Annotated in this window: 15 protein-coding genes; 10 read left to right on the forward strand and 5 right to left on the reverse strand. The window is 72.3% G+C overall.

Features of this window, described 5'->3' with window-relative positions; genetic code table 11:
• Positions 1-74: 74 nt before the first annotated feature.
• Positions 75-1,115: a hypothetical protein gene (locus tag BM393_RS12235; protein ID WP_175538319.1), complete on the reverse strand. Its 1,041-nt coding sequence runs from the start codon at positions 1,113-1,115 to the stop codon at positions 75-77.
• A 181-nt stretch (positions 1,116-1,296) separates the two neighbouring features.
• Here BM393_RS12235 and BM393_RS12240 point away from each other — a divergent pair, with 181 nt between their 5' ends.
• The 3 genes from BM393_RS12240 to BM393_RS12250 all read left to right on the forward strand — a co-directional run bounded on the left by BM393_RS12240 (position 1,297) and on the right by BM393_RS12250 (position 4,389).
• Positions 1,297-2,781: a hypothetical protein gene (locus BM393_RS12240; RefSeq protein WP_091725867.1), complete on the forward strand. Its 1,485-nt coding sequence runs from the start codon at positions 1,297-1,299 to the stop codon at positions 2,779-2,781.
• 152 nt (positions 2,782-2,933) lie between these two features.
• Positions 2,934-3,845, forward strand: a complete 912-nt coding sequence (locus BM393_RS12245; RefSeq protein ID WP_091725871.1) for a penicillin-binding transpeptidase domain-containing protein — start codon at positions 2,934-2,936, stop codon at positions 3,843-3,845.
• A 52-nt stretch (positions 3,846-3,897) separates the two neighbouring features.
• A complete protein-coding gene (locus BM393_RS12250; RefSeq protein ID WP_091725875.1) occupies positions 3,898-4,389 on the forward strand; it encodes a copper chaperone PCu(A)C in 492 nt (163 codons plus the stop codon).
• Between the two features lie 15 nt (positions 4,390-4,404).
• Here the strand turns inward: BM393_RS12250 and BM393_RS12255 are convergent, their stop codons facing one another.
• Positions 4,405-5,343, reverse strand: coding sequence for a LysR family transcriptional regulator (locus tag BM393_RS12255; protein ID WP_091725879.1), 939 nt, complete (start codon positions 5,341-5,343; stop codon positions 4,405-4,407).
• A 150-nt stretch (positions 5,344-5,493) separates the two neighbouring features.
• Here BM393_RS12255 and BM393_RS12260 point away from each other — a divergent pair, with 150 nt between their 5' ends.
• Positions 5,494-6,534 (forward strand): zinc-binding alcohol dehydrogenase family protein, encoded by a 1,041-nt coding sequence (locus tag BM393_RS12260; RefSeq protein ID WP_091725882.1) that lies wholly within the window; start codon positions 5,494-5,496, stop codon positions 6,532-6,534.
• A gap of 245 nt (positions 6,535-6,779) precedes the next feature.
• Entirely contained in the window at positions 6,780-7,757 is a 978-nt protein-coding gene (locus tag BM393_RS12265) for a hypothetical protein (protein WP_091725887.1), read from the forward strand.
• A gap of 9 nt (positions 7,758-7,766) precedes the next feature.
• Here the strand turns inward: BM393_RS12265 and BM393_RS12270 are convergent, their stop codons facing one another.
• Positions 7,767-8,852: a zf-TFIIB domain-containing protein gene (locus BM393_RS12270; protein WP_091725892.1), complete on the reverse strand. Its 1,086-nt coding sequence runs from the start codon at positions 8,850-8,852 to the stop codon at positions 7,767-7,769.
• Between the two features lie 150 nt (positions 8,853-9,002).
• Between BM393_RS12270 and BM393_RS12275 the strand changes: the two genes are divergently transcribed.
• Positions 9,003-9,635, forward strand: coding sequence for a phasin family protein (locus tag BM393_RS12275; RefSeq protein ID WP_091725896.1), 633 nt, complete (start codon positions 9,003-9,005; stop codon positions 9,633-9,635).
• A gap of 155 nt (positions 9,636-9,790) precedes the next feature.
• Positions 9,791-10,420 (forward strand): PEP-CTERM sorting domain-containing protein, encoded by a 630-nt coding sequence (locus tag BM393_RS12280; RefSeq protein ID WP_091725900.1) that lies wholly within the window; start codon positions 9,791-9,793, stop codon positions 10,418-10,420.
• Between the two features lie 134 nt (positions 10,421-10,554).
• Here BM393_RS12280 and BM393_RS12285 read toward each other — a convergent pair whose 3' ends face one another.
• Both BM393_RS12285 and BM393_RS12290 read right to left on the reverse strand, forming a co-directional pair.
• Positions 10,555-12,051, reverse strand: a complete 1,497-nt coding sequence (locus BM393_RS12285; RefSeq protein ID WP_091725904.1) for a carboxypeptidase M32 — start codon at positions 12,049-12,051, stop codon at positions 10,555-10,557.
• Between the two features lie 86 nt (positions 12,052-12,137).
• Positions 12,138-12,620 (reverse strand): YqaA family protein, encoded by a 483-nt coding sequence (locus tag BM393_RS12290; protein ID WP_091725908.1) that lies wholly within the window; start codon positions 12,618-12,620, stop codon positions 12,138-12,140.
• 21 nt (positions 12,621-12,641) lie between these two features.
• Between BM393_RS12290 and BM393_RS12295 the strand changes: the two genes are divergently transcribed.
• The 3 genes from BM393_RS12295 to BM393_RS12305 all read left to right on the forward strand — a co-directional run bounded on the left by BM393_RS12295 (position 12,642) and on the right by BM393_RS12305 (position 14,955).
• On the forward strand, positions 12,642-13,544 hold the full coding sequence (locus BM393_RS12295) for an ABC transporter substrate-binding protein (protein ID WP_091725913.1): 903 nt from the start codon (positions 12,642-12,644) through the stop codon (positions 13,542-13,544).
• 86 nt (positions 13,545-13,630) lie between these two features.
• A complete protein-coding gene (gene dusB / locus BM393_RS12300; RefSeq protein ID WP_091725917.1) occupies positions 13,631-14,725 on the forward strand; it encodes a tRNA dihydrouridine synthase DusB in 1,095 nt (364 codons plus the stop codon).
• Positions 14,722-14,955, forward strand: coding sequence for a helix-turn-helix domain-containing protein (locus BM393_RS12305; protein WP_091725921.1), 234 nt, complete (start codon positions 14,722-14,724; stop codon positions 14,953-14,955). Before dusB ends, BM393_RS12305 begins: the two co-directional genes overlap by 4 nt.
• The last annotated feature ends 109 nt before the right edge of the window (positions 14,956-15,064 follow it).

The raw sequence follows: 15,064 nt of genomic DNA on the forward strand, positions 1-15,064 counted from the left end.
CGATCAGGATGATGATCGGAATCGGCACGCCCAGCAGGTACAGCAACAGCGATCGCATGCGAGCTCTCCTTGCTTCAGTCGATGAGGTCGCGCTGCCGGCCGCCGATGGTGGCCAGCAGGCTCGCGGTGAAGGCGCCGATCAGCAGCGCCACGAACATCCACAGCGCCGCCGCCAGCGTCGCCTTGCGCGCGGCATCCGCGGCTTCGCGGGCGCGCGTTTCCAGCGCCTGCGCCTCGGCGCGGGCGCGCTGCAGCGTCTCGGTCACGCGCCGTTCGGCCTCGGCCTGCGTCAGGCCGGTCCGCTGCGCCACCAGCTGCGAGGCGGCGCGCGTGTCGTCCGAGGACAGGCGGCCCTCATGACGCAGCGCCCGTACCACGAGGCGTCGCAGCGCGGCGGACGACTGCTCGTCCGCATGCGCCATCGACGCGTCCGGCCAGCCGCGCAGCGTCGCCGGATTGGCCCCGGCCGGCGCAGCGCCGGCGGTCGCGGTGAGCGAGGGCCGCAGCAGCGTGTCCACGTAATAGCCGAGATCGTCGCGAGCCAGCGGATCCGAGCCCGCCCGGCCCTCCGCGCCGCGCTCGGCCAGGGTGCCGTCGGTCTCGGGCGATGTCCCCGCGGTCGCCGTCGTCGCTGTCGCCGCCGCACCGGCCGTCGCGACGCCGGCTGCGGTCGCCGCTCCCTTCACCCCCAGTCCCGCGATCGCGCCCACCGACGCCGTCAGCGTGGCCGCGGTGAACAGCGTCGCCACCGCCCAGGACAGCAGGCCGTGGGCGGTATCGCGGAAGTGGACCTCGTCGGCATCGGTGCCGCGCCAGCGCACCCGCAGCCGTCCGGCCAGGTAGCCCCCAAGCCCCGACGCCGCCAATTGCGTGAAGGCGAGCCACGCGATACCCGCCGCGCCGAGCGTGCCGGCGCTGGCGCCATCGCCGCCCCAGGGCGACACGGCGGCCAGGCCCAGCCCGACGCCGAGCAGCAGCAGGATCAGCGACAACGCCGCCGCCGCGGCCGCACCGGCCAGCACCGCGCCCCACGACACCGCCGAGACCGTCCCCCGGGCGGGGTAGGCTCCGCCGACGCTGCTCTCGCCCGCATACCAGGCTTCGTTCGCGACCATCGCAATCCCCTCGAGTGGTGATGAGGTCTGCTGGCAAAGGACGGACCTGAGATCGGGGACGCCCCTTTGGAGACGGCGCCCATGACCGGTGCCGTAACCCCGTGCCGTAACCCGGCGCCGTAACGCGCGTTACGCCGATGCCGTCACACCGACCGCGCGGCCCGCGCAGAATGCGTCACCCATGACCGTTGCCACCGTTGCCTCCGTTTCCTCCGCACCCGTCGCCGACAGCGTCGCGCATCGCCTCCAGCTGCTGCCGCACGGCCTGCGCATCGACGGCCTGCCCGAACTCCGCAACCGCCTGCTGCCGCGCCTGCTGGCCGCGCTGCTGCAGGCGCACGAGCAGGGCCTGGCCCGCGTCGACAGCCCCTGCTCGCGCGCCGAGCTGCGCGAGCGCATCGCCGGCATGGCCGAGCTGCACCGCACCCAGGTCTGGCGCGCGCTGGCGTTGCTGGACGACGGCCCGCTGGCCGCGCTGATCGAGGCCAGCGCCCGCAGCAGCGGCCCGTTCTGGCTGAACGCCCCACTGCTGGCGCGCTGCCAAGTTGAGATCGATGGCGAGCCCGCCGCCGGCGAAGCCCTCGCGCGCTGGCTCGGCCAGCAGCGCCCGGTGCGCGCGCCGGCCGCCGCGCCGCTGCTGCCGCTGGCCTACGCCGAGGCGCTGGCGCGCGCTGACTACCTGCTCGACCGCGGCGAGCTCTACCCCGCCCGGCTCGCGCTCCAGCAAGCCGCGCCGCACGTGCCGGAGGGCGACGACGCCGCGGCCGCCGCGCTCGGCTTGCGCCGCGCCCGCATCGCGCGCCGCCTGGGCGACTGGGCCGCGCTGCAGGACGAGCTGCGCGAACTCGGCCAGGCCCTCAACCATGGCCGCCTGCCCAGGCTGGAACGCCGGCAGCTGCGCGCCCGCGTCGCGATCCTGGCGGCCTGGCACTGGTACGGCAGCCTCGGCCAGGCCGCGCCGGCGCTGGACAAGCTCGACGAGGTCGAGCCCGAGGCGCTCGCCAGCGACTCCACCCTGCGCTGCGACCACGGCAACCTGCGCGGCATCGTGCTGCGCGAGCTCGCCCTGGCCCGCGGCGACGCGGCGCTGGCGACGCAGTCGCTGGCCAGCCTGGGCGATGCGTTGCGCGCCGCCTCGCTGGCCGGCCTGCCCGACGCGCTGCAGGTCTGCGCCGCCAATTTGTCCAACACGCTGGGCCAGCTCGTCGAGGCCGGCCTGCTGCCCGCCGCCGGCCCCGGCATCGCGGACGCGCTGCGCTGGCTGCTGCTGAGCGACGCGCTTTGCGCGCGCTGGCAGCTCGGACGCAGCTCGCTGCTGAACACCATCTTCCTGCTGCGACTGGCGGCGCTGGGCCGGCTGGACTTCGCCGCGCTCCAGCGCCTCGCTTCGGCGCAGGGCCTGCCGCTGCCGGCGGTCTCCTTCAACGAGCTCGCGGCCCAGCGCTGGGCCTCCTGCCGCGCGCGCCACTCGCAGCTTCCCGCCGACCAGCGCTGCGCCTTCCTGCTGCTGTGGGCCCGCCACGCGCTCGACGAAGGCGACGCCTTCACCGCCACCGACCTGGTTCGCCAGGCCCGGCTGCAGGCCCGCAAGCTGCGCGACGAGGACGCGCGGCGCCGCTACCTCGACGAGGCCGAGGCGCTGATGCCGCGCACCCGCCGCGCCTGAGCCGAAGCGATCCATCGCGGCGCCCGCGCAGCGCGGGATCGACCGCGCGAGGTCGCAGGTCGCAGCCGCAACGCCCGTAACCGCACTTCGATGCGGCGCGGCGCGACGGACTCCGGACACTGGTGGCCTCGATCACCGCACGGAGTTCCTCCATGACCCTGTCCCGTCTGTCGACCGGCGCCCTGCTCGTCTGCCTCGCGCTCACCGCCTGCCGCGCCTCGTTCGCACAGGGCGGCGCGACGCCCACTCCAGCCCCATCCGCCACGTCCTCCGCGCCCGCCGCCCTGGCCGTCGTCCCCGCCGACCAGCGCGAGCGCTGGGAGACCCGCCCGGAGTTGCAGCGCCATTTCGCCGAGCTCGGCACCGCGGGCACGATCGCCGTGCTCGACACCCGCGCGCATCGCTGGATCGCCTCGGACAGCGTGCGCGCCTTCGAGACCTTCCTGCCCGCCTCGACCTTCAAGATCCCGATGTCGCTGATCGCGCTGGAGACCGGCGCCGCGGTCGACGAGACGCAACCCTTCAAATGGGACGGCACCGAGCGGCGGATCGCCGACTGGAACCGCGACCAGACGCTGGCCTCGGCCTACCGGGTCTCGGCGGTGTGGGTGTTCCAGTCGCTGGCCCGCCAAGTCGGCCAGCCGACGGTGCAGCAGTTCCTGCGCGACTTCCGCTACGGCAACGCGATCGCGGGCCCGGTCGGCGATCGCTTCTGGCTCGACGGCGACCTGCGCATCTCCGCGGTCGGCCAGGTGGAATTCCTGCGCCGCGTGCATGACCGCGCGCTGCCGCTGTCCGACCGGACCTACGACATCGCTCGCAAGGTCCTGCTGCGCGAGCAGGGCCCCGGCTGGCGGATGTACGCCAAGACCGGCTGGGCCGATGACGCCCGGCCGCGGCCGATCGGCTGGTTCGTCGGCTGGGTCGAGCAGGACCGCGACCCGCGGCCGGTCTACTTCGCGCTCAACCTGGACATGACCGATGCGGCTTTCGCCCCGCGCCGCGAGGAGATCGCCAAGCGCGTGCTGCGCGCGCTCGGCGCGCTGGAGCCCGCCAGGCCGTGAGCGATCGCCGATACTCGCCCGATCGTCGACAACCCCGATTGGACGCCCCCCGATGAAGTCCCCCGCTCTCGCCCGCGCCGCCCTCCTTCCCCTCCTGCTGGTCGCCGGACTGGCCCAGGCCCAGGTCGTCGTCAGCGACGCCTGGGTCCGCGCCACGGTGCCGCAGCAGAAGTCCACCGGCGCCTTCATGCAGATCAAGTCGCCGACGGACACGAAGCTGGTGTCGATCAGCTCGCCGGTCGCCGGCGTGGCCGAGGTGCACGAGATGGCGATGGACGGCAACGTCATGCGCATGCGGCCGGTCAGCGCGCTGGCGGTGCCGGCCGGCAAGCCGGTGGACCTGAAGCCGGGCGGTTATCACGTGATGCTGATGGAGCTGAAGGGCCCGCTCAAGACCGGCGACGCGGTGCCGCTGACGTTGGTGTTCGAGGGCGCTGACAAGTCGCGCTCGACCGTCACCGTCCAGGCGCCGGCCCGGACCGGCCCGGTCACCGCCCCCGACGCCAAGGACCCGCACGCGGGCCACGGCGACCACAAGCACTGAACGCGCGACCGCGGCTCAGGGGCGCCGCAGCCCCTGCGCGAGGTGATCCACCAGCGCCTTGAGCCGCAAGGGCAGGAAGCGCTGGCTGGGCATCAGCGCATGCAGCGGCATCGGACGCCCCACCCATTCGGGCAGCACCTCCACCAGCGCGCCGCTGGCCAGGCTGTCGCGGATGTCGAGGTCGCTCTTGTAGGTGAGCCCCCGCCCTTCGAGGGCCCACTGGTGGGCGATGCCGCCGTCGTCGGCGGTGCGCCGGCCCTGCACCGACACCTCCACCGGCGCCGCCTGCATCGCGTCGCGGCGCCAGAAGCGCCACTCGCGCTCCAGCCGGTCGCCGATCTTGAAGCGGATGCATTCGTGCTGCGTCAGCTCGCCGGGATGGGTGGGCCGTCCCTCCCGCTTCAGATAGTCCGGCGACGCGACCAGCAGCCGGCGTCCGTCATGGAGCTTGCGCGCCACCAGCCGCGAGTCGGCCAGCTCGCCATACCGCAGCGCCAGGTCCACCTCGTCGCGCACCACGTCCTGCAGCGCGTCGCCGACGCTGAGCTGCAGCTCGACGCCCGGGTGGCGGTCGAGGAAGCTGTCCAGCAGCGGCAGCAGCGCCCGCCGCGTCAGGTCGCTGGACGCGCTCAGGCGGATGCGCCCGCGCAGGGCCGCCTGGTTGCCGCGGCCCTTGCCCGCCGGGCCCTCGCCCTCGGACACCAGCGCCAGGCCCTCGTCGAGCAGCTCCAGCGCCCGCTGCGCATAGTCCCGCAACCGCTCGCCGGCCATGGTCAGCCGCAGGGCCCGCGTGCTGCGCTCGGCCAGCCGCACGCCCAGCCGCGCCTCCAGCTTCTTCAGCATCGCGCTGGCCGCCGCCGGCGTGATGCCCATCTCGCGCGACGCCGCGGTCAGGCTGCCGCCCCGCGCGCACTCGATCAGCAGGCGCAGCTCGGCGGTGTTCTCGATGTCCATGGGCCGTCCTCCTCGGGGAATCTTCAATCCAGGTTTGAAACTGATAGCCATTCAGCAGGCTTCATTGATTCTGCCCAAGCGCGCACCATCCGTCCCCTGCGGGTCCTCATCCCCTCTTCCTGTCTCCCAATCCTTAAAAGGAGTCGTCTCATGAAAGCCGTCGGCTACTTCCAGTCATTGCCCATCACCGCCTCCGAGTCGCTGCTCGACCTGGACCTGCCCCTGCCCGCCCCCGGACCGAAGGACCTGCTGGTCGAGGTCGCCGCGGTCGCCGTGAATCCGGTGGACACCAAGATCCGGGTGCGCCGCGCCAGCGCCGATGGCACGACGCCGGTGATCCTGGGCTGGGACGCGGTCGGCACGGTGCGCGCGATCGGTCCGGAGGTCAGCGGCTTCGCCGTCGGCGACCGGGTCTGGTACGCCGGCGACATCACCCGCCCCGGCAGCAATGCGCAGTTCCAGTGCGTCGACCACCGCATCGCCGCCCGCGCGCCCACGACGGTGAGCGACGCCGAGGCTGCCGCGCTGCCGTTGACCGCGATCACCGCCTGGGAACTGCTGTTCGACCGCCTGCAGGTGCAGCAGCAGGCGGACCGTCCGGTCAGCCTGCTGGTCACCGGCGCGGCGGGGGGCGTCGGCTCCATCCTGGTCCAGCTGGCACGACGCCAGACCCACCTGACCGTCATCGGCACCAGCTCCGAGCCGGAGGGCGAAGGCGGCCGCTGGCTGCGCTCGCTGGGCGCGCATCACGTGATCAACCACCGCGAGCCGATCGCGCCGCAAATCGCCGCCCTGCAGCGCGACGGCGCGCCGCCGCTGCGCTACGTCACCAGCCTGACCCACACGCCGCAGCACTTCCCAGGCCTGGTCGAGGCCCTCGAACCGCAGGGCAAGCTGGCGCTGATCGATGACTTCGGTCCGGGCGACATCGACGTGATGGCGCTGAAGGGCAAGTCGCTGTCGCTGCACTGGGAACTGATGTTCACGCGCAGCATGCATGCGACGCACGACATCGCCGCCCAGGGCCGGCTGCTGGCCGAGGTCGCCGCGCTGGTCGACGCGGGGCAACTGCGCACGACGCTGGCCGACGTCGTCGGTCCGATCTCCGCCGAGCACCTCCGGCGCGCCCATGCGCTGCAGGAGAGCCAGCGCCAGCGCGGCAAGCTGGTGCTGCAGGGCTGGCCCGCCTGAACGGGGCCTGAGCGCGGCCTGAACGTCGGGGCCGCGAGGTCCGCGTTGCGCGCATGCCGCACTTCTCGTCACAGTTGTGACGTCTTACCGCCCCGGCCCGCCGGGGCGTTTTCATTGGCGCGCGGCTCGGGAAAACCTCCAGTGCGCGACGGCCTCGCGCAGGCGATACCTGCGGCCTCGGACGCCACGACGCGTCCGGCGAATCAACAACGGCCGACCACGGCCATGCAGAGCGAGGGATCGTCATGAACATCCGCAAGGTCCTGGCCGCCGTCCTGCCGGCGGCCCTTCTGTGCGCCGGCGCCTCGGCCACCGCCGCCACCATCGGCGTGATCCTGCCGGGCAGCTACCCGAGCACGGCGCAGGCCGAGGAACTGCAGCTGGGCATGACGCTCGCGCTCAAGACCTGGCCCGGCGACGCGGCGCCCAAGCTGGTCATCAAGGACAGCGGCTGCGACGCCCGCAAGGCCGACGCGATCTCCCAGGAATTCATCAAGGCCAAGGTGGACCTGGTGCTGGGCAACTGGTGCGAGATCAACGCCGGCGCCGACGCGCTGAAGGCGGCCGGCATCCCCTTCATCTCCAGCAATGCCGAGCGGGTCAAGGACCAGGACCTGCAGCTGCAGCTGGGCCGCATCGAGCTCAATGCCGGCGAGAAGATCGCCGCCGACCTGCGCCGCCAGACCGGGCTGCGGATCAGCGCGCGGACCTCGTGCTGGATGGACTTCGATGCGACGTTGTCCGAGCGCGTGGACGCGGTGCTGTGCCCGGTGCTGACGGTCGACCGCGGCCGCTGGGACCAGGTGGCCAACACCTACGGCGCGGCCTTCCGCAAGCCCTTCACCGCCTCGGCCGCGCGCGGCTACGCGGCGATGGAGGTGGCCTTGAACTACCTGCGGCGAGCCAAGGGCATGAAGCCCGCGGCGGCGCTGAAGGAGACCCAGGCTATGGCCACGCTGCTGGGCCCGGTGCCGACGCTGGACGCGCCGGCGCCGACGACGGCGCTGCAGCTGGTCTTCCGCCACGACCTGCCCAAGCTCAATCCGCAGCAGTCGCAGACGCTGGACAAGCTGGTCAAGACCAAGGGCTGCGCCTGCCCCGGCGGCACGCTGCGCAACGGCTGCCCGCGCGATTCCGGTCCGTGGGGCGAGCTGCCCTTCGTCGTGCGCGGTGGCGGCACACCGCCGGCCTGCACCAAGCCGATCGGGCTGCTGGAACTCTGAGCGGCCCGCTCAGCGCAGCAGCAGCGCGGCGATCCGCAGCGCGATCTCCACCAGCGTCGGCGGCGAGCCGCCGCTGGATTCGGGCCATCCGGAGCTCGGCCATTCGCGGGCGCCTCCGCGGTCGCGGCGGGCGTTCTCCCGGTCGTAGCGTTTCTCGTAGTCGCCTCGCCAGAAGTGGCCATGCTTGCCGCCCGCCGGATCGCTGGGAGTGACATAGGAGGCCAGCCGGCGGCGGCGTTCCTGCTCCACCTCGTCCTCGGCGACGCGCCCGTCGTGCTCGAGCGCATCGAGCAAGGGCCCGAGTTCCTCCAGCGACGGCACCACCACCGCGTGATGGCAATGCCCGCAGCGCGTCTCGCGCGTCGGATCCATCGGTGCGCCGCAGCCGCGGCAGGCCCAGCCGACCGGCTTGCCGCCGCTGGGCATCAGCAGCGGCTCCGAGGGCGAGCGCCGGCGCAGCGCGTTCGTCAGGCGCGGCATGTCGATCATCACCAGCGGGCTCCGGCACCACGGGCAGTCCTCGCCCTTGCCGTCGGCCGGGCCACCGCAACTCAGGCAGCACAGCTGGCGCCGCTCCGCCTGCAGCGCGCCGCGCTCGGCGGGCAGCAGCGGCCGCACCAGGCCGCGCTCGGCCAGCATGCCGGCCTGGCTGTGCAGGTGGCCGCCGCAACCACCGCACTCCAGCACCGGGAAGCGCCCGTAGCGCGTGAGATTGCGGACCTCCTTCAGCGCCTTCGCGCAGAGCGGGCAGGCCCGGCTCGGCGCGTGCGGCACGTCCGCCTGGCGCAGCCGGTGCAGGTCGCGCAGCAGCTGGATCCAGGCGGCCGGGGACAGGTGCACCGACTCGCGCGCGTCGAACCACACCAGTCCGCAAGGGCCGCAGTGGTCGATGTCGACCGTCGCCGGCGCGTGATGGCCGGGCAGGCTCAGGTGGCGCATCGGGGCCCGGCACTGCGGGCAGTCGACCAGCGCGCCCTTGCGCAGCGGCAGGTCGGGGTCCATCGCCAACGGCGGCAGCGGCGGGGGCGCCTCCGGCACGGTGTCGGGGAAGTCGTCGCCCGGGCGGCGGCCTGGGGTGGTGGTCGGCAAGGACATGGCCGGGATTCTGGTCCATGCGCCGTTCGCCCCGATGGGGGGTTGCGCACGTCAGGCGCGTCATCGTGACGCGCGGCACGCGCCCTATAGTCCGGTTCTCGACGAGCGGCGGAGGTCAACGCCGCCGCCCCGCGACGACAAGGAACGCCCATGGTCAAGAAGCAACAGAAGACGGCCGCCCCGAAGCCGGCGAAAGGCCGCCGCAAGGACGCCGCCTCGGCGAAGGTCGCGGACACGCCGTTCGCGGAGCAGGTCAAGGCCTCGGCGCAGCAGATCTGGTCGGCGGGCCTGGCCGCCTTCGCCAAGGCGCAGGACCAGGGCGGCGCGATGCTGGACAAGCTGTCCGGCGACAGCGCCAAGGCCCAGGACCCGATGCGCGGCGCCGGGGAGAAGCTCGACAGCGCCGCGCGCCGGATGAGCGACCTGGCCGGCGAGGTCGGCAGCCGCGCCGGCCAGCACTGGGACAAGCTGGAATCGATCTTCGAGGACCGCGTCGCGCGCGCGCTCGCCCGGCTGGGCATGCCGGCGGCGGAAGAGGTCGCCCGGCTGCAGGCCCGCGTCGAGGCGCTGGCCGCCGAGGTCGCGATGCTGCGCGCCCAGGCAGCGCCGGGCGCGAAGGCCCAACCGGCCAAACCGGCCAAATCGCGCAAGGCCGAATCCGCCAAGTCCGAATCCCCAAAAACCGAATCGCCCAAGACCAAGGCGCCCAAGGCCCGGACCGTCCAGGCGGCCAAGTCGACCAAGGCGGCCAAGGCGGCCAAGCCTCGCGCACGCACCACCTGACCCCTTGAAGCGGCGCGCGTGGCGTGCGAAACGTCACGAATCGTTTCGGCATCCCCAGCGCACAGGGGGATGGCAGGCGGCGGGCGGTCTCGAACAATTCGACACAAGCGCAGACCTCCTGCGCGCCCCTTGTCGAACTTCCGAGTCCCGCCGCCATGAAGCGTCTGATTGCAGCCTCCCTCCTCGCCGCTCCGCTGTTCGCGTTGGCCGCGCCCGTCAACCTGGTCAACAACGGCAGCTTCGAGTCGACCGTGATCGGCAATGGCAGCTATGCCATCGTCAACAGCGTCGTCGGCTGGACCGTCGGCCCGCACGGGCTGGAAATCCGCAACAACGTCGCCGGCTCGGCCTTCAACGGCAGCAACTTCACCGAGCTGGACACCACCACCAACAGCTGGATCAGCCAGACGCTGAACACGGTGGCCGGCGCCTCGTACACGCTGAGCTTCGCCTACACCAACCGCCCGGACAACCAGGGCGCGGTGAGCAACGGCCTGACCTGGCAGATCGGCGACCTGAGCGGCAAGGTCGGCAACAACACCGACACCACCTGGCAGACCTTCAGCACCACCTTCACCGGCACCGGCAGCCCGATGACGCTGCGCTTCGGCGCGACCGGCCGCAGCGACTCCTACGGCACCTCGCTGGACAACGTGGTGGTGTCGACGCTGAGCGCCGGCGGCAACGCTTCCGCCGTGCCGGAACCGCACAGCCTGGCGCTGATGCTGGCCGGCCTGGGCGCGATGGGCTTCGTTGCCCGCCGCCGCAAGGGCGGCAAGGCCTGACACCAGGACAGGCGGGTCCTCGACGACTCGTTGGGAGCGCGACGTGGGGTAGAGACCGCGGACGCGCATGGAGACAAGGGCACCCCACGGGGTGCCCTTTCTCTTGGGCGGCGCGATGGCGCGCGCCCGGCACCTCAGCCCAGGTAGCGCGTCTCCAGGTGGCGGCGGAAGTGCGCCGGCGCCAGCGCCTCGCCGCTGGCGCGTCGCACCAGCTCCGGCGTCTCCCAGCGGCTGCCCTGCGACCAGATGCGGTCCTTGAGCCAGTCGAAGACCGGCGCGAGCTCGCCGCGCGCGATCTCCTCGTCGAGCGTCGGCCGCTCGCGGCGCATCGTCGCGAACCACTGCGCCGCGTACATCGCGCCCAGCGTGTAGCAGGGGAAGTAGCCGAAGAGGCCGCAGCCCCAGTGCACGTCCTGCATGCAACCGTCCTTGTAGTTGCCGCGCGTGTCCAGGCCCAGCAGCTCCTGCATCTTGCGGTCCCACAGCGCGGGGATGTCCTCGACCTCGATCTCGCCCTCGATCAGCGGGCGCTCGATCTCGTAGCGCAGGATCACATGGGCTGGGTAGGTCACCTCATCGGCGTCGACGCGGATGTAGCCCGGCGCCACGCGCGTCATCAGCTTGTGCAGGTTGTCCGCGGCGAATCCGCGCTGATGGCCCAGGTGGCGCTCCACCAGCGGCTGCAGCAGACCGGCGAAGCCGGGATGCGCGGCCAGCTGCATCTCGAAGGACAGGCTCTGGCTCTCGTGCAGGCCCATCGAGCGCGCCCGGGCCACCGGCAGCCCCAGCCACTCGCGCGGCAGGTTCTGCTCGTAGCGGCCGTGGCCGGTCTCGTGGATGGTGCCGGTCAGGCTCTGCAGGAAGCTGTCGTCGCGGTAGCGCGTGGTCATGCGCACGTCCTCGGGCACACCGCCGCAGAACGGATGGGCGCTCTCGTCCAGCCGGCCAGCCTCGAAGTCGAAGCCCAGCAGCTTCATCGCGTCCAGTCCGAGCGCCCGCTGCGCGGCTGCCGGGAACGGCCCCTGCGGGTGGAGGACGCTGTCGCGCGCCTGGCGGTCCATGACCTGCCCGATCAGCCCGGGCAGCCACTGGCGCAGGTCGCCGAAGACGCGGTCCACCTCCGCCGAGCGCATGCCGGGCTCGAACTGGTCGAGCAGCGCGTCGTAGCGGCTCAGGCCCGCGTCGTCGGCGAGGTACTGCGCCTCCTCCCGCGCGTAACGCACCACCGGGCGCAGGTTCTCGACGTAGCCGGCCCAGTCGTTGGCCGGGCGTTGCTGGCGCCATTGATGCTCGCAGTGCGAGTTGGCCAGCGAGCGGGCCTCGACCAGCCGCTGCGGCACCGCGTTGGCCGAGCGCCAGACGCGGCGCATCTCGCGCAGCGAGGCACGTTGGACATCGTCCAGCGGCTCCTGCGCGGCCTCGTCTAGCAGCTGTTTCAGCGCCGGGTCGGTGCCCAGCTGGTGCAGCAGGCCGTCCATCTCGGCCAGCGCCTCGGCGCGGGCCTGCGCGCCGCGCGACGGCATGAAGGCGGACTGGTCCCAGGACGCGATCGACTGCAGGTGGGACAGACGGTGGATGCGCTGGTGGCGCTGGCACAAGGCGTCATAGGCCGGGGTGCGGGGGGTGCTCATGGCGGGGTCTCCTGTCGGTGCCCCGCATTGTGCAAGCGTCGGCGCAGGGTCCCTCCAGTCACGTCCGACCGGGCGCGGCGCCGCGCTCAGTCCAGCATCGCGACACCCACCGAGGTCATCAGCAGGTAGCGCGCGAACTTGCCGATCGCCATGTAGCCGACGCAGGGCCAGAACGGCAGACGCAGCCAGCCCGCCAGCGCGCACAGCGGGTCGCCGACGATGGGCAGCCAGCTCATCAGGCAGGTCTTCGCGCCGAAGCGTCGCAGCCAGCCGAGCACCCGCTGGTCGCGCGGCGAGTGATGCACGGCCGCCTCGTAGGCGCGCTCCGCGCCGTAGCCCATCCACCAGGTGATCGCGCCGCCGAGGGTGTTGCCGACCGTGGCCACGAGGATCGCCGGCCAGAAGAGCTCCGGCTTCGCATGCACCAGCAGCAGCACCACCGGTTCCGACCCCATCGGCAGGAGCGTCGCCGACACCAGCGCCACGACGAACACCGCGCCCAGGCCCACCTGAGGGAGAGCCAGGGTCTCCAGCATCAGGTGAATCATGTGTTGCAGCCAAGCTTCCATGCGTGGGATTATCTGAAGACCATGTCCTTGCGCCGCCTTGCCGTCTCGTCGTTCGCGCTGATCGGCCTGGCCCTCGCGGGTCCGGGGCACGACGGCCGCCTGTCCCCCGCCGCGACCGCCCGGGCGCAGACCGCCCCGCCGTCCGCTTCCGCACAGGCAAGCGCGGCGCCCGGTCCGGCCAGCCCGCTGCCTCCCATCCCGGGCTGTCCGCTGCTGGTCGCCTCGGGCAACCCCCAGTACCCGCCCTACCTGTGGCGCGACCCGGCCGACGAGCAGAAGCTGGTCGGCGCCAATGCCGACCTGATGCAGTGGCTCGCGGCCGAGATCGGCATCCCGGTCGAGACCCGCTACGTCGGCCCCTGGGGCCGGGTGCAGGAGGAGATGCGCGCCGGTCGCATCGACCTGATCGCGGGCGCCTTCTTCACGCTGCCGCGCACCGAGTACATGGACTACTTCCACCCGGCTTTCCGCGAGACGCGCAGCGTGATCTGGACCCGCAGCGCCGCACCGGTGGCGTACAAGCGCTGGAGCGACCTCGCGCCCAAGCTGGGCGTTACGGTGATCAACAACAGCTTCGGCGTCGAGTTCGACAACTACGCGCGCCAGTCGCTCAAGATCAGCCAGGTCGCGAGCATCGAGCAGGCGATCCAGATGCTGCAGCGCGGCCGCGCCGACTACCTGATCTACGAGGACACGCCGGCCGAGGCCTATGTCGCGCGCAACGGCGGGCCGGCGATCCAGCCGCTGCTGCCGGCGATCGCGCGCGAGGGCCTGTACCTGACGCTGTCCCACCGCTCGCGCTGCAACACCCCCGAGCTGCGCGGCCGCCTCGCCCGCGCGGTCTACAAGCTGTCGCAGGAACGGGTGATGAACCGGCTGGTCGAGCAGGGCTTCGTGCTCTGGCGCAAGCAGCCGTCGCCCTGACGGCCCCACCCGCCGGAGGGATCGGGAGGGGAAGCCGGAGCGGTATACTTCTGCCTCTTTTTTGTGCAGCCTCCGCACCGCTCCCGATGTCCACGCCGCTGCCCGGCACGCTCACGCTGGGTTCCTTCGTCCTGCCGAACCGTCTGTTCGTCGCCCCGATGGCGGGCGTGACCGACCGGCCCTTCCGCGTCCTGTGCAAGAAGCTGGGCGCGGGCTACGCGGTCAGCGAGATGGTGACCTCGCGCAAGGACCTGTGGAACAGCCTGAAGACCTCCCGCCGCGCCAACCATGAGGGCGAGCCGGCGCCGATCTCGGTGCAGATCGCCGGCACCGACGCGGCCATGATGGCCGAGGCCGCCGCCTACAACATCGACCGCGGCGCGCAGATCATCGACATCAACATGGGCTGCCCCGCCAAGAAGGTCTGCAACAAGTGGGCGGGCTCGGCGCTGATGCAGGACGAGGCGCTGGCGCTGCAGATCGTGGAGGCCGTGGTCGCCGCCTGCGCGCCGCGCGGCGTGCCGGTGACGCTGAAGATGCGCACCGGCTGGTGCCAGGCCGAGAAGAACGCGGTGGCGCTGGCCCGGGCGGCGGAGTCCGCCGGCATCGCGATGGTGACCGTGCACGGCCGCACCCGCGAGCAGGGCTACACCGGCCACGCCGAATACGACACCATCGCCGCGGTCAAGGCCGCGCTGCGCATCCCGGTCGTCGCCAACGGCGACATCGACACCCCGCGCAAGGCCCGCGAAGTGCTGGCCGCCACCGGCGCCGACGCGATCATGGTCGGCCGCGCGGCGCAGGGGCGGCCCTGGATCTTCGCGGAGATCGCGCACTTCCTCGCCACCGGCGAGGAACTGCCGGCGCCCCGCGTCGCCGACGCCAAGCGCTGGCTGGTCGAGCACCTGCACGACCACTACGCGCTGTACGGCGAGCTCACCGGCATGCGCAGCGCGCGCAAGCACATCGGCTGGGCGGTGCGGGCGCTGCCCGGCGGCGAAGACTTCCGGCGCCGCATGAACGCGCTCGAGACCTGCGACGACCAGGTCCGCGCGCTCACCGACTGGCTCGATGCGCTGGCGGCCCACCACGAGCGCCTGCCCTACGTGCCGGCCGCCGATGACGCCGCGAACGACGGACAACACCAAGACGAAGACCAAGAAAGAAGGCTCACGGCATGACGCCCAAACCGATCGACTCCTGCATCCGCGAAAACCTGGAGGCCTACTTCCGCGACCTCGGCGGCGAGGCACCGCACTCGATGCACGAGATGCTGATCCGGCTCGTCGAGAAACCGCTGCTGGAGGTCGTCATGCAGCACAGCGACGGCAACCAGAGCAAGGCCGCCGAATGGCTGGGCATCAACCGCAACACCCTGCGCCGCAAGCTCGTCGAGCATAAGTTGATCTAAGACCACCCCTACCGGCTTCCGCCGGCCCCTCAAGGGGCGAACGCGGGAGCCCGGCAAAGCCGGATCTCCGCGTTCCGCTTGGTCACACCCGAATCCCCCCGCATCGAAG

Source organism: Mitsuaria sp. PDC51, assembly GCF_900113225.1.
Classification (GTDB): Bacteria; Pseudomonadota; Gammaproteobacteria; order Burkholderiales; family Burkholderiaceae_C; genus Roseateles.